The organism is Massilia niabensis (assembly GCF_042655085.1).
Lineage (GTDB): Bacteria > Pseudomonadota > Gammaproteobacteria > Burkholderiales > Burkholderiaceae_D > Telluria > Telluria niabensis.
Genome location: NZ_JBHSMU010000003.1, coordinates 191,045 through 215,662 on the forward strand (window position 1 = coordinate 191,045; position 24,618 = coordinate 215,662).

At 64.6% G+C, this 24,618-nt stretch carries 22 protein-coding genes; 8 read left to right on the top strand and 14 right to left on the bottom strand.

The genetic code is table 11. The features are described 5' to 3' along the window. From ACFPN5_RS00980 to ACFPN5_RS00990, 3 genes are all read left to right on the top strand, one after another. Complete coding sequence (locus ACFPN5_RS00980) at positions 1-936, top strand: LysR substrate-binding domain-containing protein (RefSeq protein ID WP_379779174.1); 936 nt, start codon at positions 1-3, stop codon at positions 934-936. Between the two features lie 96 nt (positions 937-1,032). Further along, complete coding sequence (locus tag ACFPN5_RS00985) at positions 1,033-2,796, top strand: allantoate amidohydrolase (RefSeq protein WP_379779176.1); 1,764 nt, start codon at positions 1,033-1,035, stop codon at positions 2,794-2,796. A 16-nt stretch (positions 2,797-2,812) separates the two neighbouring features. After that, positions 2,813-3,283, top strand: coding sequence for a GNAT family N-acetyltransferase (locus ACFPN5_RS00990; protein ID WP_379779178.1), 471 nt, complete (start codon positions 2,813-2,815; stop codon positions 3,281-3,283). 3 nt (positions 3,284-3,286) lie between these two features. On the opposite strand, the gene ACFPN5_RS00995 is transcribed toward ACFPN5_RS00990, so the two are convergent. The 9 genes from ACFPN5_RS00995 to aptA form a co-directional block, all read right to left on the bottom strand. Next, positions 3,287-4,168, bottom strand: a complete 882-nt coding sequence (locus ACFPN5_RS00995; RefSeq protein WP_379779180.1) for a DMT family transporter — start codon at positions 4,166-4,168, stop codon at positions 3,287-3,289. A 10-nt stretch (positions 4,169-4,178) separates the two neighbouring features. Continuing rightward, positions 4,179-4,508 carry a hypothetical protein gene (locus ACFPN5_RS01000; protein ID WP_379779182.1) on the bottom strand — a complete coding sequence of 110 codons (330 nt, stop codon included), beginning with the start codon at positions 4,506-4,508 and terminating at the stop codon, positions 4,179-4,181. 37 nt (positions 4,509-4,545) lie between these two features. Further along, the gene (locus ACFPN5_RS01005; protein WP_379779184.1) at positions 4,546-5,787 is read right to left on the bottom strand and encodes a Zn-dependent hydrolase; all 1,242 of its coding nucleotides are present in this window, start codon (positions 5,785-5,787) and stop codon (positions 4,546-4,548) included. Between the two features lie 26 nt (positions 5,788-5,813). Next, the gene (gene hydA / locus ACFPN5_RS01010) at positions 5,814-7,205 is read right to left on the bottom strand and encodes a dihydropyrimidinase (RefSeq protein ID WP_379779186.1); all 1,392 of its coding nucleotides are present in this window, start codon (positions 7,203-7,205) and stop codon (positions 5,814-5,816) included. Positions 7,206-7,221: 16 nt separating this feature from the next. Continuing rightward, positions 7,222-8,706, bottom strand: a complete 1,485-nt coding sequence (locus ACFPN5_RS01015; RefSeq protein ID WP_379779188.1) for an NCS1 family nucleobase:cation symporter-1 — start codon at positions 8,704-8,706, stop codon at positions 7,222-7,224. 70 nt (positions 8,707-8,776) lie between these two features. After that, positions 8,777-10,138: an NAD-dependent dihydropyrimidine dehydrogenase subunit PreA gene (gene preA, locus ACFPN5_RS01020; RefSeq protein WP_379779190.1), complete on the bottom strand. Its 1,362-nt coding sequence runs from the start codon at positions 10,136-10,138 to the stop codon at positions 8,777-8,779. Continuing rightward, on the bottom strand, positions 10,126-11,511 hold the full coding sequence (locus tag ACFPN5_RS01025; protein ID WP_379779192.1) for an NAD(P)-dependent oxidoreductase: 1,386 nt from the start codon (positions 11,509-11,511) through the stop codon (positions 10,126-10,128). The genes preA and ACFPN5_RS01025 overlap by 13 nt, the downstream gene beginning before the upstream one ends. A gap of 89 nt (positions 11,512-11,600) precedes the next feature. Beyond that, positions 11,601-13,103 carry a CoA-acylating methylmalonate-semialdehyde dehydrogenase gene (locus ACFPN5_RS01030; RefSeq protein ID WP_379779194.1) on the bottom strand — a complete coding sequence of 501 codons (1,503 nt, stop codon included), beginning with the start codon at positions 13,101-13,103 and terminating at the stop codon, positions 11,601-11,603. Positions 13,104-13,114: 11 nt separating this feature from the next. Beyond that, positions 13,115-14,431: an omega-aminotransferase AptA gene (gene aptA / locus ACFPN5_RS01035; protein ID WP_379779196.1), complete on the bottom strand. Its 1,317-nt coding sequence runs from the start codon at positions 14,429-14,431 to the stop codon at positions 13,115-13,117. A gap of 330 nt (positions 14,432-14,761) precedes the next feature. Here aptA and ACFPN5_RS01040 point away from each other — a divergent pair, with 330 nt between their 5' ends. The 5 genes from ACFPN5_RS01040 (at position 14,762) to ACFPN5_RS01060 (ending at position 17,767) form a co-directional block, all read left to right on the top strand. Next, positions 14,762-15,349, top strand: coding sequence for a GNAT family N-acetyltransferase (locus ACFPN5_RS01040; protein WP_379779198.1), 588 nt, complete (start codon positions 14,762-14,764; stop codon positions 15,347-15,349). A 93-nt stretch (positions 15,350-15,442) separates the two neighbouring features. Further along, positions 15,443-15,694: a hypothetical protein gene (locus tag ACFPN5_RS01045; protein WP_379779200.1), complete on the top strand. Its 252-nt coding sequence runs from the start codon at positions 15,443-15,445 to the stop codon at positions 15,692-15,694. Positions 15,695-15,696: 2 nt separating this feature from the next. Next, entirely contained in the window at positions 15,697-16,587 is an 891-nt protein-coding gene (locus tag ACFPN5_RS01050; RefSeq protein ID WP_379779202.1) for a sensor histidine kinase, read from the top strand. Continuing rightward, positions 16,587-17,348, top strand: coding sequence for a LytR/AlgR family response regulator transcription factor (locus ACFPN5_RS01055; RefSeq protein WP_379779204.1), 762 nt, complete (start codon positions 16,587-16,589; stop codon positions 17,346-17,348). Before ACFPN5_RS01050 ends, ACFPN5_RS01055 begins: the two co-directional genes overlap by 1 nt. Positions 17,349-17,380: 32 nt before the next feature. Then, positions 17,381-17,767: a VOC family protein gene (locus tag ACFPN5_RS01060; protein WP_379779206.1), complete on the top strand. Its 387-nt coding sequence runs from the start codon at positions 17,381-17,383 to the stop codon at positions 17,765-17,767. 96 nt (positions 17,768-17,863) lie between these two features. On the opposite strand, the gene ACFPN5_RS01065 is transcribed toward ACFPN5_RS01060, so the two are convergent. The 5 genes from ACFPN5_RS01065 to deoA form a co-directional block, all read right to left on the bottom strand. Further along, positions 17,864-18,601, bottom strand: coding sequence for a hypothetical protein (locus ACFPN5_RS01065; protein WP_379779208.1), 738 nt, complete (start codon positions 18,599-18,601; stop codon positions 17,864-17,866). Beyond that, positions 18,589-19,158, bottom strand: a complete 570-nt coding sequence (locus tag ACFPN5_RS01070) for a hypothetical protein (RefSeq protein WP_379779210.1) — start codon at positions 19,156-19,158, stop codon at positions 18,589-18,591. Before ACFPN5_RS01070 ends, ACFPN5_RS01065 begins: the two co-directional genes overlap by 13 nt. Before the next feature lie 447 nt (positions 19,159-19,605). Continuing rightward, positions 19,606-22,602, bottom strand: coding sequence for a type VI secretion system Vgr family protein (locus ACFPN5_RS01075; RefSeq protein WP_379779212.1), 2,997 nt, complete (start codon positions 22,600-22,602; stop codon positions 19,606-19,608). Between the two features lie 258 nt (positions 22,603-22,860). Then, the gene (locus tag ACFPN5_RS01080; RefSeq protein WP_379779214.1) at positions 22,861-23,265 is read right to left on the bottom strand and encodes a cytidine deaminase; all 405 of its coding nucleotides are present in this window, start codon (positions 23,263-23,265) and stop codon (positions 22,861-22,863) included. Between the two features lie 8 nt (positions 23,266-23,273). Further along, on the bottom strand, positions 23,274-24,599 hold the full coding sequence (gene deoA / locus ACFPN5_RS01085) for a thymidine phosphorylase (RefSeq protein WP_379779216.1): 1,326 nt from the start codon (positions 24,597-24,599) through the stop codon (positions 23,274-23,276). Positions 24,600-24,618 lie beyond the last annotated feature (19 nt).

Sequence of the window (24,618 nt, forward strand, 5' to 3'; positions counted from 1 at the left end):
ATGTCCGCCCTGCCCCAGCACCTGGACCTGCACCTGATCCGCATCCTCTACCTGCTGCTGGTGGAGAAAAACGTCTCGCGCGTGGCGCTCAAGCTGAACCAGCCGCAGCCCTCGATCTCGGCCTCGCTGCGCAAACTGCGCGAGCTGACCGGCGACCCGCTGCTGGTACGCGGCGCGCGCGGCATGGTGCCGACCCAGCACGGCGAAAGCCTGCTGAAACCCGCCAAGCGCATCCTTGACGAGACCGAGAGCCTGTTCATCAAGAAGTCGCCCTTCGTGCCCGAGGACGCGGCGCGCACCTTCCACATCGCCGCGCCGGACTACCTCGACACCCAGTTCCTGCCGAACGTGGTGGCCGCCGTGCGCCGCGGTTCGCCGAACAGCCGGGTCGCCATCCACGGCATGGGCGCCGGCGCCGACTACCTGCGCATGCTGTCCGATGGCGACATGGATTTAGTGATCGCCAACTGGGACGAGCCGCCCGCCCACCTGCACATCTCGAAACTGTTCGAGGACCCGATCGTCTGCACCATGCGTGCCGACAGCCCGTACGCGCGCAGGACAGGCGTCGACGCCATGACCGTCGAAGACTATCTCAGCCTGCCGCATGTGGCGCCTTCGCAAACCCTGCCCGGCTACCACGGCGTGATCGACGCCTTCCTCGCGCGCTCCGGGCTACAGCGCAAGATCGCGGTCGAGTCGCCCTATTTCGGGCTGATCCCGTACATGCTGACGCAAACGGACCTGGTGCTCACCACCGGCCGCCAGTTCATGCGTTTCTACGAGAAGACGCTGCCGCTGAAAACCTTCACGATGCCGCTCAAGTTTCCGCCGATGCGCTTCTACCAGCTCTGGCACCAGCGCGTGCACGGCTCGCCGGAACACAAATGGCTGCGCGACCAGGTCAGCCAGGCGGCGCGGGCGCTGGTGAAATAGGTATATGCGCGGGCCGAGGCGGCGCATCGGCCTGGGCATATACATGCAGCGCCTTGCAGGATTTATCATTGAGTGCTCCATCGAGGAAGTCCTTTCATGACCACGCTTGCCAGCCTGAACACCATTGACGCTCCCGCCTTCGTGGCGGCACTGAACGGCATCTATGAACATTCACCGTGGATTCCGGAACGGGCCGCCGGCAAGCGTCCCTTCGCAAGCCTCGCCGCCCTCAAGCTCGCGCTGCAGGATGCAGTGGACGTGGCCAGCATGGAGGAACGCCTCGCGCTCCTGCGCGCGCACCCGGAACTGGCGGGCAAGGCGGCGATTGCGGGCGAGCTGACCGCGGAATCGACAGGCGAACAGGCCGCCTCGGGCCTGAACCTGTGCAGCCCTGATGAGTACGCGCGGCTGCATCAGCTCAACTCGGAATACAACGCGAAGTTCGGTTTCCCCTTCATCCTCGCGGTCAAGGGGCCGACCGGGCGCGGGCTCACGCGCACGGCCATCATCGAGACCTTCGCGCGGCGCCTGAAGAACACCCGTGCCGACGAGCTGGCCGAGGCCTTGCGCCAGGTGCACCGCATCGCCGAAATCCGCCTCAATGCCCTCCTTGGCATCATGCCGGAACTCGGCGCGCTGGTGATGGAGTGGTGCGACACCATCGGGTCCTGGAGCGATACCGAGCCCGGCCTCACCTGCGCCTACCTGACCCCGGCGCACTGCCGCACCGCGGCGCAAATCGCCAGCTGGATGCAGGAAGCCGGCATGGAGGCGCATATCGACGCGGTCGGCAACGTGGTCGGGCGCTACGCGGCAAACACCCCGAACGCGAAGACCCTGATGACCGGCTCGCACTACGACACCGTGCGCAATGGCGGCAAGTACGACGGCCGCCTCGGCATCCTGCTGCCGGTTGCCATCGTACGGCACCTGCATGCACGCGGCGAGCGCCTGCCCTTCCATCTCGAGGTGGTCGGTTTCGCGGAAGAGGAAGGCGTGCGCTTTCGCAGTACGTTTTTAGGCAGCAGCGCCATTTGCGGCCGTTTCAACCCGGCGCTGCTCGACACCGTCGATGAGGCGGGTACGACGATGCGCGCGGCCATGGTGCAGGCCGGCCATGATCCGGAGGCCATTGCGGCGCTGGCCCGCCGCCCCGAAGACCTGCTCGGCTTCGTCGAAGTGCATATCGAACAGGGACCGGTGCTGCTTGAACGCGGCCTGCCGGTGGGCGTGGTGACGGCCATTGCCGGCAGCTCTCGCTACCTTGTCGAATTGACGGGCGTGGCCAGCCATGCCGGCACGACGCCGATGGGCATGCGGCGCGACGCCGCCGCCGCAGCAGCCGAAGTTGTGCTGCTGGTCGAGGGGCGCTGCAGCGGCGTCGCCTCGCTGGTCGGCACCGTCGGCCAACTGGAAGTCCCAGGCAGCTCGGTGAACGTGATCCCCGGCACCTGCAAACTGTCGCTCGACATCCGCGCTGCCGACGACGCCGTGCGCCTCGCGGCCGTGGACGACATCCTGGCCGGGATCAGCGCCATTTGCGCGCGGCGCGGCATCGAGGAAAAGCTGTGGAAGATCGTGGAGGCCGAGGCGGCGCCCTGCTCGCCCTGCCTGATGGACCTGTTTGGTGCTGCCGTGGAACGCCAGGGCGTGCCGCGTTTCGACCTGCTGTCCGGCGCCGGCCACGACGCGATGCAGATGGCGCAGATGACCGACGTCGCCATGCTGTTCACCCGCTGCGGCAACGGCGGCATCAGCCACAACCCGCTGGAAACGATGACGGCCGACGATGCCGAGCTGGCGGCGCAGGTGCTGCTCGACTTCTTCCGTCACCTGGCCGAACGCCCGGCCTTACCCTGAAGCAGCGAACACTGCCATGATCGCATTACGCCAGGCCACGCTTGAAGACATCGCGCTGCTCTGGGACCTGCGCACGCGCGCGGTCGCACACGGCTGCCCCGCGCATTACACGCCAGAGGTGCTGGCGGTCTGGCTGGCGTCGCCGGCACCGGCCTCTCTGGGACGGCACATCGAGCACGGCGGCGGCCTGGTGGCCGTCGAGGACGACGCGATCATTGGTTATGCCGTGCTCGATCCCTTGAGCGGCGAAGTGGACGCCGCCTTTGTCGACCCGGCCTGCCAAGGCCGTGGTATCGGCCGGGTCCTGCTCGACACGCTCGAGGCGAACGCCCGTGCAGGGGGCATCGAACGCCTGTTCCTGTCGGCGTCGCTGAACGCCCTTCCCTTCTACCAGCGCGCCGGCTTTGTTGCCCTGCGCGAGGAGCTGTACCCGCACCGCTCCGGCATCGGCATTCCTTCGGTCTTCATGGAGAAAGTCCTCGGTTGAGGATCAGGGCTTGGGTGCCGGCGCCACCGCGCGATGCCTCAGCACCAGCGCAATGCCACCCAGGATCGCAATCGAGGCCACCAGCAGCCGCAGGGTGACGGCTTCGCCCAGCCACAGGACAGCGCCGAGCGCGGCCAGCGGCGGCACCGATAACTGCACGGTCGCCGCCCGCATCGCAGTCAAGCCGCGCAGCGCGGTATACCAGAGCGCATAGCCGACGCCCGAGGTCAGGGCGCCGGAGACGACGGCAAGCAGGATGCCCCTGCCATCGGCACGCGCCACGCCGGCGAAGGGCAGCCAGAGCACCAGGGCGAACGGAGTGGCGCAGAGAAAATTGACGGCAGTGACGCCCAGCGGGTCGGCGGCGCCGCGTCCGCGCAGCGAATACACACCCCAGGCCGCGCCGGCGGCCACCATCAGCAGCGTGCCGGCCAGCGGCGGCGCGGCGACGCCCGGCAATACGAGGTAGACGAGGCCGGCGCCGGCGATGGCCAGCCCGATCCAGCCGGGCAGCGGGAAGCGCTCACCGCGATGCAGCCCCACGCCGAACATCGTCAGCTGGACGGCGCCGAACAGCACCAGGGCGCCGCTGCCCGCCGGCAGGCTGACATAGGCGAACGAGAAAAAGGCGACGTAGGCGAACAGCATCGCAGCCGACCACCAGTCGCTGGGCACGGCCGGGCGTCCGCCGCGCCGCATGCGGACAATCAGCGCCAGCGCCAGCGCGCCGGCCACCACCCGCACCGCGCCAAAGCTGGCCGGGTCGATGCCGCCCTGCTGCAGGGCGAGCCGGCACAGCAGCGAATTGGCGGCAAACGCAAGCATTGCCGCCGCCGTGAAGGCCAGCGTCACGAGCGGACGAGGGCTGGCGGCGGCGTCACGCATGGCTCTCCAGTCAATCGAACTCGGGCGGCGGCTGGCGCTTCGCGCTGGCACGGCTCCTGAGCCAGTCGCGGCCGCCCCGGTCGAGCGCGCGCTCGATCACGGCCGGCGGCAGGCTGTACACCGTTGCCCAGGTGGCGCGGCCATCGGCGGCATTCGACGGGAAGCTGCTCGTTTCGATCGGCCAATTGTATTTGCGTTTCAAGGTGCGGACGATGGCGGCCAGGGTGACGCGGCCGCGCAACGGCTCGGTGCCGGTCTGGTCTTCGTTCGACAGCAGCACGGCCAGCACGGCGCCGCGCGCGGTGAGCGGGCCGGGATAGGTAGGGGTTTTGCTCGGCATGCAGCCATTTTAGCTGCGTTTCCGCGTGCCCATTGTTTCAGTCGGCGACCCGTGCCCGCTCCAGCATGGCGTGCAGCAGCACATTGCAGCCGGCCTCCAGGTGCGCCGGCTGCGCGTCCTCGATCTCGTTGTGGCTGATGCCATCCTTGCAGGGCACGAAGATCATGCCCGACGGTGCGACGCGCGCAGTGTAGATCGCGTCGTGGCCAGCGCCGGAAACGACGTCCATCGTCGAGTAGCCCAGCTTGTCGGTTGCGGCGCGCACGGCGTTCACGCAGTCGGGATGGAAGGGGCATGGCGGATAGTAGGACACGCGTTCGACCTCGATGCCCAGGCCCGTCTCGGCGCGCGTCTTCGCGACAAAGGCCAGCATCTCCTCGTGCATGGTGTTGAGCAGCTCCTCGTTCACGTTGCGCAGGTCGATGCTGAACTTGACCTGGCCGGGAATGACGTTGCGGCTGTTCGGGAATACCTGCACCATGCCGACCGTGCCGCGTCCGTAGGGCGGGTAGCGGTTCGCGATCGCCACGGTTTCCTGCATGATGGTGGTGGCCACCTGCAGCGCGTCGCGGCGCAGGCCCATTGGCGTCGGGCCCGCGTGCGCTTCCATGCCGCTGACGATGCAGTCGTACCAGGACAGGCCCATCACTGCCGGCACCACGCCGATCACCTTGTCGGCGTCTTCCAGCACCGGGCCCTGCTCGATGTGGGTCTCGAAATAGGCCCCGATCGGGTGCTGGCCGGGCTCTTCCTCGCCGAGGTAACCGATGCGCTCCAGTTCTTCGCGCACGGTTTTACCGTCGACATCCTTCGCTGCATACGCGGTCTCGAGGCTGAAGGCGCCGCAGAACACGCCGGAACCCATCATCACCGGCACGAAACGCGAGCCTTCCTCATTGGTCCAGAACGCCACTTCAATCGGCGCTTCGGTGGCGATGCCGTGCTCGTTCAGGGTGCGCACGACTTCCAGGCCGGCCAGCACGCCGTAGTTGCCGTCGAACTTGCCGCCGGTCGGCTGGGTGTCGATATGGCTGCCGGTGACGATCGGCGGCAGGCTGTTGTCGCGGCCGGCGCGGCGCATGAAGACGTTGCCGATCTTGTCGACGGTGACGGACATGCCGGCTTGCTCGGCCCAGCGCACGATCAGGTCCCGGCCCTGGCGATCGAGGTCGGTCAGCGTGAGGCGTTTGACGCCGCCCTTTTCGGTGGCGCCGATTTGCGCCAGTTCCATCAGGGAGTCCCACAGGCGTTGGCCGTTGATGCGCAGGGTGTCGGGCATGGTTGTTTTCCGGTGCAGGGTGATGGTTACGCCGTTTGGACAGCAAAGGCCGGGCGGTCGATGTGGCGGCCGGCGCCCTCTTCGGCGCGCAGATCGCCGCGCTCGAAAACCAGTTTGCCGGCGGCGACCGTGTGCGTCGGGATCCCGCGCACGGTGCGGCCCTCGAAGACGTTGAAGCCGCCTTTCGCGAACTGGGTCTTGCTGGAAATCGTGCGCGAGCCGTTCGGGTCCCAGACGACGATGTCGGCGTCGGCCCCGATGGCGATCACGCCCTTGCGCGGGTACATGTTAAAGATCTGGGCGGCGTTGGTCGAGGTGACGCGCACGAATTCCGACGGCGTCAACAGCCCGCTATTCACGCCGCCATCCCAGACCACGGCCATGCGTTCCTCGACACCGCCGCAGCCGTTCGGGATGCGCGTGAAGTTGTCCTTGCCGGCCGCCTTCTGCTCGGCGCAGAAGGTGCAGTGGTCAGTGGCGGTGGTGTGCAGGTTCCCGCCGCGCAGGCCCTGCCATAGCGCCTGCTGGTGGTGCTTGCTGCGAAACGGCGGGCTCATGACGTGGCCGCGCGCAAAATCCTCGTCCTCGCTCGCATACACGCTGTCGTCGATCACGAGGTGTCCCGCCAGCGCTTCACCATACACGCGCTGTCCCTTTGCGCGGGCGCGGGCGATGGCGTCCAGCGACTCGGCGCAGGACACGTGGACGATGTAGACCGGGGTACCCAGCACGCTGGCAATCGCAATCGCCCGGTTGGCCGCTTCCGCTTCCACTTCAGGCGGGCGCGACAGCGGATGCGCTTTCGCCCCGGTCACCCCTCGGCGCAGGAGGTCCTGCTGCAATTGATAGACCAGCTCGCCGTTCTCGGCGTGCACGGTCGGGATCGCGCCCAGTTCCAGCGCGCGGCTGAAGCTTTTTACCAGGGTTTCGTCGTCGGCCATGATGGCGTTTTTATAGGCCATGAAATGCTTGAAACTGTTCACGCCATGCTCGCGCACGAGGGTGCCCATCTCGGCATGCACCGACTCGTCCCACCAGGTCACGGCGACGTGGAAGGTATAGTCGCCGGCCGACTTGCGCGCCCAGCCGCGCCAGGTGCCGTAGGCGTCCACCAGCGACTGCTTCGGGTCGGGGATCACGAAGTCCATGATGGTCGTGGTGCCGCCCGCCAGGCCGGCCGCGGTGCCGGTGAAGAAGTCGTCCGCGGTGACGGTGCCCATGAAGGGCAGCTGCATGTGGGTGTGGGTGTCGATCCCGCCCGGCATCACGTACTGCCCGCGGGCGTCGATGACGACCGCGTTGGGCGGCGCCTCCAGGTTGTCGTCGACGGCGACGATCTTGTCGCCGAAACAGAGCACGTCGCCGCGGAAGGCGCGGTCGGCGTTCACGATGGTGCCGCCGCGGATGAGCGTCGTCATGGGTTCTCCAGAGGTTTTAGGAATGAGCAGCGGGCTGGAGCGCCGGCAGCGCCCGCCCCTTCATCATCAGCCCGTACACGACGCCGGAAATGAGCACGCCGACGAACCAGGCATAGGTGTAAATGGTCTTGAAGGTCTCGCCCACGCCCGGGAACGCCGCCGGGAAGGCCGCGTTCAGGAAGCCCGGGATGTTCGGCGCCACACCCAGCACGAAAGCGACGATCGCCGCCACGTTCCAGCCGCTGCCGTACGAATAAATGCCGCCATGCCGGTACAGCTGGTCGACGTCGAGCGTCGTCTTGCGGATGAAGTAGTAGTCGATGATCATGATGCCGGCAATGGGCCCGAGCAGCGCCGAGTAGCCGATCAGCCAGGTGAAGATATAGCCCTGGGTCGTCTCGAGGATCTTCCACGGCATCATGACGAGTGCGATGCCGGCCGTCAGGTAGCCGCCGGCGCGGTAGCTGATGCTTTTCGGGGCCAGCGCCGAAAAATCGTAGGCCGGGCCGACCAGGTTGGCCGCCAGGTTGACGCTGACGGTATCGATCAGGAGCACGATCAGGGCGACCAGCACCGCGATGCCGGTCATGCGGCTGGCGACGTCGACCGGGTCCCACAGCGCCTTGCCGTACAGGACCACGGTGGCCGAGGTAACGATCACGGCCAGCGCCGCCAGCAAGCCCATCGGTGCCGGCAGGCCGATGGTCTGGCCGATGACCTGGTCGCGCTGGGTCTTCGCAAAACGCGTGAAGTCGGGAATGTTCAGCGCCAGCGTGGCCCAGAAACCGACCATGGCGGTCAGCGAAGGCCAGAAGGTGCTCCAGAACTGGCCCGCCTTCTTGCCGCCTTCGACGAATTGCGAAGGCTGGTCGAGCAGCGGGCCGAAGCCGCCCACCTTGTTGTATACCCAGCCGAGCAGCACGAAGCAGATTGCGATTTTCAGCGGCGCGGTCCAGGTCTCGAGTTTGCGGATCGATTCCATGCCGTGCACGATGAAATAGAACTGGATCGTCCAGAACCCGAGGAAACAGAGCAGCTGCCCGAGGTTGATCCCGAGGCCCGCGATCGGCTCCCCGCCCACCGGTTGCCCGGCCATCACGCCCAGCAGCGTGTAGATCATGCTGCCGCCAAACCAGGTCTGGATGCCGTACCAGCCGCAGGCGACGATGGCGCGCATCAGGGCCGGCAGCTTGGCGCCGGAGGTGCCGAACGAGGAACGCGCCAGCACCGCATACGGAATGCCGTACTTGGTGCCGGCGTGCCCGATCAGCAGCATCGGCAGCAGCACGATGGCGTTCGCCAGGAACACCGTCCACACCGCCTGCCAGCCGGACATGCCGCCTTCGATCAGGCTGGCCGAGAGCGTATAGGCGGGGATGCACATCACCATGCCGACCCAGAGCGCGGCGAAGTGGTACCAGCGCCAGGTGCGCTGGGCGGCGCTGGTGGGCGCCAGGTCGTGGTTCCAAAGATCGTTGCTGGCAGCGCGGTGTTCCGTCACAGTGGGCCTCTCCAGTCGGGTTGCAGACGCAACCCAGTGTAGCGCAAACGTATTGACAAGCGTGGGTGAATCAGACGGGTAGCTCGGCCGCTGTCGTGGCAATGGCGGTGGCAGGGGCAGTGGCAACCTCGGCCACCGGCTCCGCGACGAATCCGGCTGCCGGCACCTCGGCACGGGGATTGCGCGGGTCCTGCGTCCAGTTCATGGTCGGCTTGCCGGTTTCCTGCGGCACCATCGTGATGCAGGCCTCGACCGGGCAGGTGATTTCGCACAGGTTGCAGCCGACGCATTCGTCACGGATCACCTCATACCGTCGCCCGCCCTTGTCGCCAATCAGCTGGGCGATAGCCTGGTGCGAGGTATCCTCGCAGGCGATGAAGCATTTGCCGCAGCCGATGCACTTGTCCTGGTCGATATGCGCAATCGTCTGGAAGTTCATGTCCAGGTATTTCCAGTCGGTCGTATTCGGCACAGCCTTGCGCGAGAACGCGGGGATGTTCGCGTAGCCCTTTTCGTCCATCCAGCGCGACAGGCCATCCTTCATCTCCTCGACGATCCGGAAGCCATGCAGCATCGCCGCCGTGCACACCTGCACCGACCCGGCGCCGAGCGCAATGAACTCGGCCGCATCGCGCCAGTTGCCGATGCCGCCGATGCCGGAGATCGGCAGCCTGCTGGTCGCCGGATCGCGCGCGATCTCGGCCACCATGTTCAGCGCAATCGGCTTCACCGCCGAGCCGCAATAGCCGCCGTGGGTGCTGGCGCCACCGACGACCGGGAAGGCAATCATGCGGTCGAGGTCGAGGTGGGTGATGGAATTGACGGTGTTGATCAGGGACACCGCATCGGCCCCGCCGGCCAGCGCCGCGCGCGCGGGTGCGCGCACATCGGTAATGTTCGGCGTGAGCTTGACGATGACCGGCAGGTGCGTGTGCTTCTTGCACCAGCTTGTGACCATCTGCACGTACTCCGGCACCTGCCCGACCGCTGCGCCCATGCCGCGTTCCGGCATGCCGTGCGGGCAGCCGAAATTGAGTTCGATGCCGTCGGCGCCGGTGGCTTCCACCAGCGGCAGGATCGCCGCCCACGGCGCTTCCTCGCAGGGCAGCATGAGCGACACAATCATCGCGCGGTCCGGCCAGGCCTTTTTCACGGCCGTGATCTCGCGCAGGTTGATCTCCAGGCTGCGGTCGGTGATCAGCTCGATGTTATTGAAACCGATGACTTCGCGGTTCTTGCCGTAATGGGCCGAATAGCGCGACGAGACGTTGACCGCCGGCGGGTCTTCGCCGAGGGTCTTCCACACCACGCCGCCCCAGCCCGCCTCGAACGCGCGCACGACGTTATAGGCCTTGTCGGTCGGCGGGGCCGAAGCCAGCCAGAATGGATTCGGAGAACGGATGCCGCAAAAATCGATGCTCAGGTCGGCCATGCTGCCTCCGCTGCAAAGTTGTGGTTGACCAGCGCGTTGTGGATGGCCAGTGCGGCCAGCTTGCCGTGCTGGACGGCTTGCACCGTCAGGTCCTGGCCGAGCGAGACGCAGTCGCCGCCAGCGTAGATGCCCGCTACTTTCGTCCGCAGCCCAGCGTCGACGGCGATCCGCTCGCCGCCCTGCCACAGGCCCTGGGCGATTTCGTCGGCTTCCGGGGGCGCCTCCATCGCTTGGCCGATCGCCTTGAACACGGCGTCGGCCGCGATGTCGATAAAGGCGCCGGTGCGCGCCAGGCGGCCGTCATCCATGCGGGTCTCCTCGAAGCGCATGCCGACCACGCGGCCATCCTCGCCCAGCAGCACGGCCAAAGGCGACGCCCAGGTGCGGATGCGCACGCCGTTGAGCTTGGCGATCTCGATTTCGTGGCCGGTCGCGCTCATGGCGTCGAAGCCGCGGCGGTAGACCAGCGTGACCTCGTCGGCGCCCAGGCGCTTGATCTGCACCGCCATGTCGATGGCGGTATTGCCCGCCCCGATGATGACCGCGCGGCGCGGCACCGGCAGGGTCGATAGGTCGCTTGCCTGGCGCAGCGCGGCGATATAGTCGGTGGCCGCCAGCAGGCCCGGGGCGTCTTCGCCCACCAGGCCCAGCCGGCGGCTGGCGCCCAGGCCGAGGCCGAGGAAGACGGCGTCGAAGCGCGCGTGCAGGTCGCTCAGCTGGAGGTTGTCGCCCAGCGCCTGGCCGTACTGGATGTCGATGCCGCCGATGGACAGCAGGAAGTCGACCTCCTGCTGGGCGAATTGCCCGGGCAGCTTGTACTTGGCGATGCCGTATTCGTTCAGGCCGCCCGCTTTCGGCCTGGATTCGAACACGACCACGTCGTGCCCGAGCATGGCCAGCCGGTGCGCGCAGGACAGGCCGGCCGGACCGGCGCCGACGACGGCTATGATCTTGCCGGTGGCGGGGCCACGGGCGAACGGGTGGCCATCAAAGCTTGCGTTGTCGATCGCATGGCGCTGCAGCAGGCCGATCTTCACCGGCTCGCGCTCAACGGCATTGTTGCGCACGCAGGCGTCTTCGCACAGGATCTCGGTCGGGCAGACGCGCGCGCAGCTGCCGCCGAAAATGTTCTGCTTGAGGATGCCGATGGCGGCGCCGTTGATGTTCTGGTCGTGGATGTTGCGGATGAAGCTGGCGACGTCGATGCCGGTCGGGCAGGCTCGCATGCAGGGGGCGTCGTAACAATACAGGCAGCGCGCCGCTTCGATGGCCGCCTGGCGCGCTGTCAGCGGTGGCGCCAGGTCCTTGAACTGCGCCGCGAGCGTGCCGTGCGAATCGGCGGCCGGCGGCAGGTGCTGGAGAGTCTCGATCATGTGCATCCCTGGTTTTTGTTGGAGTGCTGGTGTTCGACTGCTTCGTTACCTGTTGCTGTTGCTGCTACCTTTCTGCCAAAACCGTGGCCCTACTTCATTTGCGGAAACGCGAACTCCACGCCGGCGCTGGCCGTATTCGGCCAGCGCTGCATCACCGCCTTGTGCCGCGTATAAAAGCGCACGCCTTCCGGCCCGTAGGCATGGTGGTCGCCGAACATGCTGCGCTTCCAGCCGCCGAAGCTGTTGAAGGCCATCGGCACCGGCAGCGGCACGTTCACGCCCACCATGCCCACCTGGATCTGGCGCACGAATTCGCGCGCCACGCCGCCGTCGCGGGTGAACACGGCGACGCCGTTGCCGTACTCGTTGGCATTGATCAGTTCGACCGCGCTGCCCACATCCGGCAGGCGCACCACGCACAGCACCGGCCCGAAGATCTCTTCCTGGTAGATGCTCATCGACGGCAGCACATGGTCGAACAGCGTGCCGCCGATGAAAAAGCCGTTCTCGCGGCCTTCGACCTTGTAATTGCGGCCGTCGACGACCAGGGTCGCGCCCTGCTCCACGCCCTCGCCGATCAGGCGCTCGATGCGCTGGCGGGCGGCCTGCGTCACCACCGGGCCCATCTCCGCGCCCTCGCTCATGCCGTCGGCAATCTTCAGCCTGGCCGTGCGTTCGGCCAGGCTCGCTACCAGCTTGTCGCCGGCATCGCCGATGGCCACGGCCACCGAGATCGCCATGCAGCGCTCGCCGGCGGAACCATAGGCCGCGCCGATGAGCGCATCGACTGCCATCTCCATGTCGGCGTCGGGCATCACGACCATGTGGTTCTTGGCCCCGCCCAGAGCCTGCACCCGCTTGCCGTTGGCGCTGCCGCGGGCGTAGATATACTCGGCGATTGGCGTCGAGCCGACAAAGCTGATTGCCTGCACCTCGCGGTTATCCAGCAGCGCGTCGACGGCCGTCTTGTCGCCCTGGACCACGTTGAACACACCGTCCGGCAACCCGGCTTCCTTCAGCAGGCGCGCATGCAGCAGCGACGGCGACGGGTCGCGTTCGGACGGTTTCAGCACAAACGTGTTGCCGCAGGCGATGGCGACCGGGAACATCCACATCGGCACCATCACCGGGAAGTTGAACGGCGTGATGCCCGCCACCACGCCCAGCGGCTGGCGCATCGACCAGGCATCGATGCCGCGCGCGATCTGGTCGGTGAACTCGCCCTTGAGCATCTGCGGGATGCCGCAGGCGAACTCGACGACCTCGATGCCGCGCGCCACTTCGCCTTGCGCGTCGCTGAAGGTCTTGCCGTGCTCGCGCGTGATGAGCGCGGCGAATTCGTCGGTGTGCTGCTGGCACAGCTGCAGGTACTTGAACAGGATGCGCGCGCGCGCCAGCGGCGGCGTGGCCGACCAGGCCGGGAAGGCTGCGCTTGCTGCGAATACGGCGGCGTTGACTTCGTCGACGCTGGCGAGCGTGACGCGCGCGCAGGGCTCGCCCAGCGCCGGGTTGAAGACGTCGGCGTAGCGTTTGCCCGCGGTGTCGACGACGTGGCCGCCGATGAAGTGGCCGATGATCTGAAGGTTGTCCATGCTGTGTCTCTTTAATCCAGGTTGTTCAGTACGCCAGTGAGCTTGCCGAACAGTTCGTCGATGTGCTGTTTCTCGAGGACGAGGGGCGGCGACAGGGCGATGATGTCGCCCGTGGTGCGGATCAGGATGCCCTCGGCAAACGCCTTTTTGAATGCCTGGTAGGCGCGCGCGCCCGGCTTGCCGGCAATCGGCTCGAGCTCGATCCCGGCGACCAGGCCGATCGTGCGCAGGTCGATCACGTGCGGCAGGCCCTTGAGCGAATGCACCGCGTCTTCCCAGTAGGGCTGGATCGCTTTCGCATGATCCAGGATCTGCTGCTCCTTGAACACCTCCAGGGTCGCCAGCGCGGCAGCGCAGGCCACCGGGTGGCCGGAATAGGTATAGCCGTGGAACAGCTCGATTCCCGCCGGCGCCTCCATGAAGGCGTCGTGGATGAAGCGCCTGGAAAACACGGCGCCCATCGGGATCACGCCGTTGGTCAGGCCCTTCGCGGTCGTCATCATGTCCGGCTCGACGTCGAAATAATCGGTGGCGAACGGCGTCGTCAGGCGCCCGAAGCCAGTGATCACCTCGTCGAAAATGAGCAGGATGCCGTGCTTGTCGCAGATCTCGCGCAGGCGCTTGAGGTAGCCTTTCGGCGGCACCAGCACGCCGGTGGATCCGGATACCGGCTCGATGATCACGGCAGCAATGGTGGACGCATCGTGCAGGGTGACGAGGCGTTCGAGTTCGTCCGCCAGTTCGACGCCGAAGTCCGGCTCGCCGCGCGAGAACGCGTTTTTCAGCAGGTCGTGCGTGTGCGGCAGGTGGTCCACGCCCGGCAGCAGCGGGCCGAAACTCTTGCGGTTGGGGCCGATGCCGCCCACCGACAGCCCGCCGAACCCCACGCCGTGATAGCCGCGCTCGCGCCCGATCAGGCGGGTCCGGCTGCCCTCGCCGCGCGCCTTGTGGTAGGCCAGCGCAATTTTGAGGGCGGTGTCGACCGCTTCGGAGCCGGAGTTCGTGTAGAACACGTGGCCGAACTTGTGGCCGGTGTAGTCCATCAACCTCTCGGCCAGGTCGAACGCGGCGGGATGGCCCATCTGGAAGGTCGGTGCAAAGTCGAGCTGCCCGATCATCTCGCGCACCGCGCCCACGATCTTCGGCTGCCCATGTCCGCAGGGCACGCACCACAGGCCGGCGGTGCCGTCGAGGACCTGGTTGCCGTCCACGTCCTTGTAGTACATGCCTTCGGCCGACACCAGCAGGCGCGGATTGGCCTTGAAGTCGCGGTTGTTCGTGAAAGGCATCCAGAAGGCAGACATCGACTGGGGTCTGGACTCGTTCATGCGGACTCTCCCTTGTTTGCACCCATGTTTGGACCGAAGGCTTTCCTGGCAATGTGCGCGTCCACGCCCCGAATGTAAAGCGAGGCGAAGCCGGACCCGGCGGGACACTTTGCCATGCGTTGCAAAAATGCAAAAGACGTCTGCCGATCCGGTAATATAAACGCACGCCGTGATGCCGTCATATCATTTTGCGTATATGCGAAGTCAACAGCGGTAAATGGACAATGCTAAAGCACTCGGTTAGCTACCAGTGCGAGAGTGCCAACACCTTTGATCTAACGCAAACTCAGCCATCGGGGCACGATGAGCCTGATGCTGACGGAGACCACCATGCCTGATTCGTTGCCGCCCATCCTGCATACCCCGCGCCTGAGCTTGCGTCCACTGGCGGAGGGCGACGGCCCTGCCCTGTTCGCGATCTTTTCCGATCCCGCGGTCGTACGTTACTGGTCGCGCAGCGCCTGGACCGAGATGGCACAGGCCGAGGACATGCTGGCCGCCGCTGCCGCCGGGTATGCCGACGGTAGCGGCCTGCGCTATGGCATCGTGGTGACTGCCAATGGTGAGCTCGTCGGCGTGGCCAGCCTGTTCGCCTTCGACCACGGCAACCGCCGCTGCGACCTCGGCTATGTACTCGGGAGCAGGCATTGGGGACAGGGTTATGCTACCGAGGCGCTCGTGCCGGTGCTCGACCATGCTTTCGGCGCGCTCGGCATGAACCGGATCGAGGCCGACATCGATCCGCGCAACATCGGATCGCGCCAGGTGCTGGAAAAGCTGTCATTCCGACGTGAAGGATTCATGCCGGAACGCTGGATCGTGCACGGTGAAACGGCGGACACCGAATTTTACGGACTGCTCAAGCGTTATTGGGAGGAGCGCGCAGCAAGCCGTTCGTCGGCTGGCGCTGCCGGTTAGCCCATGAAATGCGCGCTTCGTCGCAGTACGCTCGCGTCAGCTGCCAGGTGGGCCTAAAGTAGCCTCATCGACATACCCACCTGAGGAGCACGCATGAAAACCACGACCTTCCAATCCTTCGCCGCCGAGCTTGAGGACGCTGCCCAGGCCTGCCTGCGTACCCTGCGCGGTGGCCTGCGCACCTTCTCGGCGCTGCCATGGCCGGCCCGGCTGCTCGCTGCCGTGCTGGTGGCCTGCGCGATCACCGTGATTCCGCTGGCGCTGATGCTGTTCGCCACCTTCCTCGCCATCAAGTACGCGGTGCTGGCGATTAACAAAGACAAGACCACCCCGCTCGGAGACTGAACGTGCAGGCAAGCCAGATCAACCGGACGCTCGACTCCTTGCGTGAAGTTCTCAAGGAGGTCGGCAAGCTGTGGTGGGCCTTTTTCGACTGGGTCGCCGTGGTCGACTGGCGCAAGCTGGCCGTTACGTGGCTTCTGGCGTTCGTCTTCCTCGGCATGTTGAATACACCAGAGCCCGCGGTCTGGTATTTCTTTCTCTCTTTCGGCATCAAGGTGCTGGCCGGCGGCAAGCGCCGCGCCGACCTGGTGGCACGCGACGCCACCCTGAAAGCCGACGTCGCCACCCTCGAGCGACGCCTGACCGAAGCGCAGATGGCCGCGCTGCAGGCCCAGGTCGAGCCCCACTTCCTGTTCAACACGCTGGCCCTGATCGGCCGCCTGATCGAAACCGATCCACCCGAGGCGGCCAGGGTGCACGCGCACCTGATCGCCTACCTGCGCTCGGCGCTGCCGCAGATGCGCGCCTCCGGTGGCGCCACGCTCGGCAAGCAGCTCGAACTGTCACGCGCCTATCTTGCCATCATGCAGGCCCGCATGAAGGAGCGCCTGGCGGTGCGCTTCGAGGTGCCGGACTTCCTCGGCAGCTCCCCCTTCCCGCCAATGATGCTGCAGACCCTGATCGAGAACGCCATCAAGCACGGGCTCGAACCGAAAATCGAGGGCGGCACCATCACGGTCCGCGCCCGCGTCGACGGCGCCACGCTCGTCGTGGACGTGTGCGACGACGGCGTCGGCATCAATCTCCATGCGGACGAAGGCGTCGGCCTGGCGAATATCCGCGAACGCCTGCAGCTGCTGTACGGCACCCAGGCTGAACTAGTCATCGAAGCGCCGCCCGGCGGCGGCGCCTGCGCCTCGGTGCGCATTCCCTACAAGATGATGGAGGACGCGTAATGGCCGTGACCGCCCTGATCGCCGACGACGAGGCGCCGATGCGCGAACAGCTGCGCGCGCGCCTGCTTGAGGTCTGGCCCGCGCTCGATGTCGTCGCAGTGGCCTCGAACGGCATCGAAGCGGTGGAACTGGCCGCGCGCCACCGGCCGCAGATCGCCTTCCTCGACATCCGCATGCCCGGCATGGGCGGCATCGAAGCCGCGCGCCAGCTCTACAACCGCTGCCACATCGTGTTCGCCACCGCCTACGACCAGTACGCGGTCGACGCCTTCGAGGGTGGCGCGATCGACTACCTGCTGAAACCCGTGACCGCCGAGCGCCTGGCAACCACCTGCGAACGCCTGCGCCGCCGCCTGCCGCAGGCGCCCCAGGACATCGGCGCCCAGCTCGCGCAACTGGGCAGCCTGCTGCAGCAAGGCACGGCCCCCAAACGCAACTACCTGCGCTGGATCCAGGCCCAGGTGGGCGGCAGCCTGCGCATGGTGAGCACGCGCGAGATCCTGTTTTTCCAGTCCGACGAAAAGTACACGCGGGTGCAGACGGCAACTGCGGAACTCCTGATCCGCAAGACGCTCAAAGAACTGGCGGACGAGCTCGACCCCGACGAATTCTGGCGCATCCACCGCTCGACCCTGGTGCGGGTCGACGCCATTGCCGAGGTCTCGCGCGATATCCGCGGGCGGCAGATGCTCAGGGTGCGCAATTACCCTCATGAGCTGGAGGTGAGCCGGAACCATTCGCACCTGTTCCAGCAGATGTGAACAGACAGCCGAATCGCTGAAAGGAAAAAGTCATGTCACGCGCCATGCTTTTCGAAATCCACGCCTCGAATCCGCAGTCGCTGATCGATTTCTATAGCAATCTCTTCGGCTGGTCGTTCAGCAAATTTCCCGTCGGCGAATACTGGACGATTAATACCGGGCCGGACAGTCAGCCCGGCATCAACGGCGGCCTGCTGCCGCGCCCCGCGCCGGCGCCTGGGCCGATGGCGTCGCCGAATGCGTTTGTGATTACGGTCGATGTCGACAACCTCAATGCGTCGATGACCAAGGTGCAGGGTGGCGGGGGCATGCTGTGTGTGCCGAAGATGGCGATTCCGGGGATTGGGTGGCTTGCCTACTTCAAGGACCCGGATGGGAATATATTTGGGATGATGCAGATGGATGCGAGCGCGGCTTAAGGCGATGCAGACCAGGTGAAATCGCATTGTCGTGCGCTCGACTAGCTTACTCTTGCGAGGGTATGCGTAACGCGTATGCTCTGCACTAAATACGCTTCAGCAAAGCTTAGGACGGATGGGCTCCCCTATTTCCTTCTCGATCTCAGCTACTTTTATTGCCTGAGCGACTCTCATTGCAATTATCTGAATCAGAGCTGATGAGCCAATAACACACGGTATACCCCATGCAAAAATACTGAAAACTGGGAATACCTTCCTCAGGTTTAGTCCAGCGATCATGGACAAGATCAATAATAAAGATAAGACCGGCTCGACCCATTTAGGCGCCCCTGGAATAAAAAACGAGGTAGATAGATGTAGCGAACCCACGAGCTTTTCCCAGTCAAGAATACGTTCCCTCGCTTTATAGTACTTATTCACTGAGGGTGATTTTTTCTTCCAGCTTTCCTCAAAACTTCGCAGGCCCTTGAAGGCATTGGCAAAGAATAATAAAAGCGCGAATGCAGCAATGGAGGATTTCGTGACCAGCCCGACTTCTCTCATCCAGAAAATTGGCAAAAACAGGCATAGCATCATCCATACTAACGAAAGCCCAAACATTGCGAGAAATATAAGTCTTCGAATTAAGCTCTCGCCAGACGCGACGAAGGCCGACAGTTGCGCGACGAAGATGATCGTGGCTGCGAACCCGGAAAATTGCAGGAAATTGACACTCTCGTGCGATCCGACCAATTTCGAGACGATAGCCCACCCAAAGGCACTTCCTGCACACAGTAGAAAAAAGGACATAAACAGAGCGCTGTAATTTGTCTTTCCCATTTTTATCGTGCCCATTTAGCGACACTCTCCTTGACGTTGAAACTCTCGTCGATCGTATCAACAAGCATCGCCGCGCCTATAAAGCCCACTACCACAATTAAAGCCAAAATCGCTATTGGAAGGGCGCCTGCCACGAGCGCTGAGAGACCTGCGACACCAACCGCGGCGATAGCACTACCAATTGCCGCAGTCGCTCCGGCCTTGATAATTGAGACACCTGCTCGCCCTAGAAATTCGGAAAGATCCCGACTTCCTTTTTCGTAAAAATATACTGCATTAACGTCGACAATTAAATCAATCACCGTTCCGATTGCCTGAATCTTCATTCCTTTGCTGAAGTTTTCTGCGCTCGTAATCATAATACGCTTGAAGCCACCATAACCAGCTTTTCCGGTCTTTCCAAAACCGCCGTCAACAAATGCGCTCCTACCGGAGCCAAGCGGGACATTGATATGAGTAGGCTTCAGTTTGGCAACCTTGCCCCGAATTTTTCCCAAGACATCAGATGCCAGATATCCTTTCAAGGCGACTCGATATTTCCCTTTTATTTTCTTTTCGATATGCACGCTCACAGGGCACTGGAACTAACGACTTTTTTTGTCCCATGACGACCATGAGCGGTTCGGGTTTTGTTTTCGGGTCGCCTCCGTAGGTTGTGGTGTCGAGCTGATCGATTTGATAGGTTCCCAAAATCCGACCGTTCATCTTCAAAACAAGTGCATCTTTGAACTCCCGGCCTACCCAGACGTGACAGGGACTCCCATCCAGAAACTCGACTTTTCTGAGCAATTTTTTCAGAACCGGACAGTAGAAAGCGCTCCTGGATTCGACTGAGTAAAGTGCCCCGGGTTGCAAGCTGATGTGAAAGATGACGTCTCGGTGTTTTCGCAATACCACTCTTACATTGTCACTTGATCGCCAGCACTGCACAGTCTCACCGGGAAGATCAATGCAGACGTCTTGTACGGTTGCAGAAGCGGGTTTTTTTGTTGCAGTCGTAGCAGCCATCAATATTCCCCTCATTTGCGTCGAGGTTGTTTGGAACGAAACTGCCCCATGGGTACGTTCTTTAGCGTCGCTTTTCCGTCACCATCCAGGCTTACCTTTTTCTGGAGGCCATCTGAAAAATAAAATTCGATTGGCTCATCGGCTAGGACATTGCCGTCTGCGTCTACATACTCAATTTCAAGGTCACGCTTCATATTGAGTTCGGGAACTTTCATGGCGATGTCGGTGCTCGGCACGCTCACCGGTCCAGCTAATTCCTTCTTGCTCGCCTTGAACTCCACCTTCCCCGGCGCGTGCACTTCGATATTCCCACCCTCCAGCTTGATATACGCACCCTGCGCAGTCAGCAGCACATGCTTTTTCGTTGCCGAAATCGCCAACGTCTTGTTTACACTTGCCACGGTCACGGCCTTGTCAGCGCCCAACGAAGTCGTACCAGACTGACTCTGACTGCTCACCTTCCCGCTCGCCGCATGCAACTTGATGCCAAGCTCTTGGTTCGGCTTCGACTTGCTCCCCGCCTTCCCATAGGTGAACAGGCTGATGCCAGCGACAACCGCCGTGAATGCATTCCCCTGCGCTGCAAAATTGATGTCCTGCCCGGCAACGATGCTGCCGCTAAGCTCAGCAGACAGGACGGCATCGGCCGGGGTCGCGGCCACGATGCCGGCAGGGCTCGACAGTTGCAGGTGCGGTTCGCTGTATGCGGTCACCTGGCCCTGCCCGCCGCCGCTGTCGGTGCTCGCGACAACCTCAACGCTGTGGCCCATCTGCTTCAGGGCCACGAGCTCCGCTGGCGAAGGTTCATCCTTCAGAAGCGCATTGTGCTTCTGCGCCTGCGTAGCGATGTCAACCTGCAGTTGCCCGCTCTCCTCGATTTGAGACACGGCCTCGCGCGAGTCAAGCTGGCTGCCGCTGGCGCCGCTCCTCGCGTCCGATGACAGCAGCAGCCCCTGCCCCGCACGAATCGCTGCGCTGTCGGCGGTTTTCAGCTCCGCGCCAAAGCCGGCCGGATCCAGGCGCGCGTTGTCGCTCTGGTGACGCAGGTGTCCGAGGTTCAGTTCCGCCGCGCCGTCATGCGATTTCGCGTGGTGCTGCAGGGCGATGCGCGACTGGCCCGCGTTGTCGTCGAACACCAGTTGGCTGTACGCGCCGGCGCCGCTCTGGCTGTCCCCCATTGCCTGCGTCTTGATCCCTGACAGCACGGCCGGGTGCGCATGCCCGCCGCCCTCGCCGGGAAACCAGGGCGGCGCGTTGCCGGTCGCCGCGCAAGCGCCATGCGCATGCTGGTTATGTTGTGCATCCAGCTGCCCTCGCCCGTTGTACAGGCTGCCAATGACCACTGGCCGGTCGATATCGCCCTCCAGGAAATCGACCAGCACTTCCTGGCCCACACGCGGAACCATGTTGCTGCCCCAGTTCGCGCCGGCCACCGGCGTGGCGACGCGCACCCAGGTGCCGGCGGCGTCGTTGCCCGGTGCGCCGGTATGGCCATCCGGGAAGGGATGGCTCAAGCGGCTGTGGCTGGCAGCGCCGCGCTGCCAGTGGAACTGCACCTTGACCCGGTGATCGCGGTCGGTGTGGATCGTTGCGCCCGGCGGGCCGACGACGATCGCGGTCTGCTGGCCGCGCACGGTCGGGCGTGGATGCAGGATGCGTCCGTGCTCGTCGCTACCGCTGCTGCGGTAGGGCACGCGCGCCAGGATGGCGTCCACCCGGTTGCGGTACAGCGGGCGTTCGCCGCCAGTGTCGCGCGCGGGGGTCATTTCCGGTTCGCCGGCCGCCGCCTGCGCGATGCTGCCCTGCCCCAACAGTTCGCTCACGGCGCCGAGCATGTCGGCGCCCAGGTTGTTGTGCATCAGGTGTACCGCGCGCACGATGGCGAAAGTGCGGCCGTCGTCGCGGTCGGCCTCGTCGAACCGGGCATGGCCGTGGAGGGTAAAGGTCGTGCCGGGCGCGAAGCTGCGTACGGTTCCCGCTGCAACGTGCACCTGCGATGAGGCTTCCAGTGCCTCGATCTGGTTGGTGGCGATGCGCTCGCCCTGCACGCGGCCCTGCCAGGCATAGATGCCGGGCGTGTCGCGGCTGGTCAGTTGTGGCGCATTTCCGTTAGCATTAGCGTTGATGCCGGCGGCAGCCACCTGCCGCTGGCGCACGGTGCGGTAATCCCAGCTGCCGACCTCGATTGCGCTGGTTCGCACACGATATTCGGTGCGCCAGCGGTCGATGCTGTCGGCGCGCATGACCGCGCCTGGCCGGGTGAACGCGACCGCCGCCTGGACGTTCGGCTCGAATGCGCCGTTGTGGTCCGCGATCACCATGGTGTGGCCGCCCAGCGATGGGCTGTCCGGGTCGCCGCTGTGTTCAAAGAAATAGAACAGGCCTTCCTCGCACATCAGGCGCCGGGCAAACGCCAGGTCGCTTTCCTGATACTGGGTCGTGACGCTGCGGCGGGGGTAAACGGATTGGTCGGCAAGCTCGAACCGCCACTGCGGTGCAAGCCTGCCCTGCCCCGCGTAGCGCTTGAAGACGGCGTCGAGGATGTCGACGACGGTCATGTCCTGGAACACGCGGCTGTCCCGGCCGAGCGAAAGGAACGCGCTCCAGGGTTCGAGCGTAAGGACATAGCGCGCGAAGCCGCCGTTCGCGCCGGTCATCTCGGCTGCGGTAATGTAGCCGTGGAAGGGACGCCGCTGGTCGATGCTGGTGGCGGTGAGCAGTTGCAGCAGCGCCGGCTGGCCGACCAGGATCTTAAGTGGGAGATGCGCGTCCAGGCACAGGGCATCGATCCTGAAGCTGTAGCCGCCGCTGATGGCTTCTTCGCCACGCACGCATTCGACCAGCAGGTCTTCGCCCAGGGGTGTCGTCAGCCTGATCAGGCGGGTGTGCTGGGTAAAGCGGCTGAAGGCTCCGAGAAGACCGGCGACATTGCAGTACTCTGACATCCATCTCTCCCTGGGGCGTGACACCAACTCGACGTGAGGCGCAATGATGCTGCGCAGGTGCAACGAGAACCCAGCGATTACACGCCGGGATCGCAATCTTGCTCTTGAGGAAGATCACGCTGTTGCCGCCGAGAACGCAATGTCATCGGCACTGCATGCGAATCGGGAAAGATGGGAAGTATCGGTTCGGAATGGTCCGACGGGAGACGGCGGAATCCAAGATAGAAAGCGCTGCCACTTACTTACGTGTGCAGCGCTTTCTTTGATGGCGGGCGGCGCAGGCGCGTGCCTGGTCACGCTGCCCTGCCCTGATGCGACGGCTTACTTGTTCAGGTCCCAGTCACCGAACGCGTTCGGCAGCTGGGCGGCGGCCGTCGTCTCGTGGATGTCGCCCTTCAGGTTGGTCAGCACGACCGGCAGCGCGTTGCCGCCGAGTTCGAGGATGACCTGGCGGCAGGCGCCGCATGGCGCAATCGGGCCGTCGGTCTGGCCGATCACGACCAGCGCCGTGAAGTCGCCCGGCTTGTAACCGTGGGCAATCGCCGAGAAGAAGGCGGTGCGCTCGGCGCAATTGCACAAGCCGTAAGAAGCGTTTTCGACGTTACAGCCGCGGAAGATACGGCCATCCTTGCATTCGAGGGCTGCGCCGACCTGAAACTTGGAATATGGCGTATACGCCAGTTCACGCGCGGCGCGTGCTTCGTCGATCAGTTTTTCGTATTTCACGTGCTTCCTTATTCTGGACGGATGGTACGGTGGATCATCGGCGCGGCAGCTGGCTTTTCAAAACCGATCTGGTAGGCAGCCTGCACCTGGCGCACGGCCTGCGCGGCGGCCTCCGGCGTGCGGGCGTGGACCATTGCCAGCGGCTGGCCGACCTCGATCCTGTCGCCCAGTTCGACCAGGCCGGTGAGACCGACGGCGAAATCGATCGCATCCTGCGGACGCACGCGGCCGCCACCCAGCGCCACGACTGCCAGGCCAAGGCCACGGGTGTCGACGCTCGCTGCGTATCCGGCCTGCAAGCTTGGGGCCGGCACGATGACCGGCGCGGTCTCGAGGTAGGCGTCCGGCTTGTCCATCAGGTCGGCCGGGCCGCCCAGTGCGGCGACCATGCGCGCGAAGCGCTCGGCGGCTTCGCCGGAATCGAGGGCGGCCTGCAGCTTGGCGCGGGCTTCACCGTCGTTCGACGCCAGGCCCGAAATCACCAGCATCTCGGCGCACAGCGCCATCGTCACTTCGTGCAGGCGGCTTGGCCTCGACTTGCCGGTCAGGTAGTCGATCGCAACGCGCACCTCCACCGCATTGCCGGCCGCATGGCACAGCGACTCGTCCATGCCGGTCAGGATGGCGGAGGTGCGGGTGCCGGCGCCGTTGCCGACGCTGACGATGCTCTGCGCCAGTTCCAGCGATTTTTCCGGGGTCGGCATGAAGGCGCCGCTGCCAACTTTCACGTCCATCACCAGCGCGTCGAGGCCGGCCGAGAGCTTCTTCGAGAGGATCGAGCCGGTGATCATCGCCACCGATTCCACGGTCGCCGTGGTGTCACGGATGCTGTAGAAACGCTTGTCGGCCGGCGCCAGCTGGGCTGTCTGGCCGATGATGGCCACGCCGACTTCCTTGACGATCTTGCGGAACAGTTCAGGTTCGGGAACGGTGCTGTAGCCGGGGATCGAATCGAACTTGTCGAGCGTGCCGCCGGTGTGGCCCAGGCCACGGCCCGAGATCATCGGGACAAAACCGCCGCAGGCAGCGATCATCGGTCCGAGCATGAGCGACACCACGTCGCCGACGCCGCCGGTCGAGTGCTTGTCGACCACCGGGCCTGGCAGGTTCAGGGATTTCCATTCCAGGACCTGGCCGGAATCGCGCATCGCCAGCGTGAAGGCGACGCGTTCGTCCATGCTCATGTCGTTGAAGTAGACGGCCATCGCGAGCGCGGCGATCTGGCCTTCGGTGACGGTGTTGTCAGGAATGCCGCGAACGAAGAACTGGATCTCTTCGGCGCTCAGGGTGCCGCCGTCGCGTTTTTTGCGGATGATTTCTTGGGGGAGGAACATGGGTGCTCTCTTTAAAAAT

Coding starts and splice junctions, on each gene's coding strand:
- ACFPN5_RS01040 (WP_379779198.1), top strand. CDS start 14,762: ATGCCTGATTCGTTGCCGCCCATCCTGCATACCCCGCGCCTGAGCTTG.
- ACFPN5_RS01045 (WP_379779200.1), top strand. CDS start 15,443: ATGAAAACCACGACCTTCCAATCCTTCGCCGCCGAGCTTGAGGACGCT.
- ACFPN5_RS01000 (WP_379779182.1), bottom strand. CDS start 4,508: ATGCCGAGCAAAACCCCTACCTATCCCGGCCCGCTCACCGCGCGCGGC.
- ACFPN5_RS00980 (WP_379779174.1), top strand. CDS start 1: ATGTCCGCCCTGCCCCAGCACCTGGACCTGCACCTGATCCGCATCCTC.
- ACFPN5_RS00995 (WP_379779180.1), bottom strand. CDS start 4,168: ATGCGTGACGCCGCCGCCAGCCCTCGTCCGCTCGTGACGCTGGCCTTC.
- deoA (WP_379779216.1), bottom strand. CDS start 24,599: ATGTTCCTCCCCCAAGAAATCATCCGCAAAAAACGCGACGGCGGCACC.
- ACFPN5_RS01025 (WP_379779192.1), bottom strand. CDS start 11,511: ATGATCGAGACTCTCCAGCACCTGCCGCCGGCCGCCGATTCGCACGGC.
- ACFPN5_RS01060 (WP_379779206.1), top strand. CDS start 17,381: ATGTCACGCGCCATGCTTTTCGAAATCCACGCCTCGAATCCGCAGTCG.
- ACFPN5_RS00985 (WP_379779176.1), top strand. CDS start 1,033: ATGACCACGCTTGCCAGCCTGAACACCATTGACGCTCCCGCCTTCGTG.
- ACFPN5_RS00990 (WP_379779178.1), top strand. CDS start 2,813: ATGATCGCATTACGCCAGGCCACGCTTGAAGACATCGCGCTGCTCTGG.
- ACFPN5_RS01030 (WP_379779194.1), bottom strand. CDS start 13,103: ATGGACAACCTTCAGATCATCGGCCACTTCATCGGCGGCCACGTCGTC.
- ACFPN5_RS01005 (WP_379779184.1), bottom strand. CDS start 5,787: ATGCCCGACACCCTGCGCATCAACGGCCAACGCCTGTGGGACTCCCTG.
- hydA (WP_379779186.1), bottom strand. CDS start 7,205: ATGACGACGCTCATCCGCGGCGGCACCATCGTGAACGCCGACCGCGCC.
- preA (WP_379779190.1), bottom strand. CDS start 10,138: ATGGCCGACCTGAGCATCGATTTTTGCGGCATCCGTTCTCCGAATCCA.
- ACFPN5_RS01065 (WP_379779208.1), bottom strand. CDS start 18,601: ATGGGCACGATAAAAATGGGAAAGACAAATTACAGCGCTCTGTTTATG.
- ACFPN5_RS01055 (WP_379779204.1), top strand. CDS start 16,587: ATGGCCGTGACCGCCCTGATCGCCGACGACGAGGCGCCGATGCGCGAA.
- aptA (WP_379779196.1), bottom strand. CDS start 14,431: ATGAACGAGTCCAGACCCCAGTCGATGTCTGCCTTCTGGATGCCTTTC.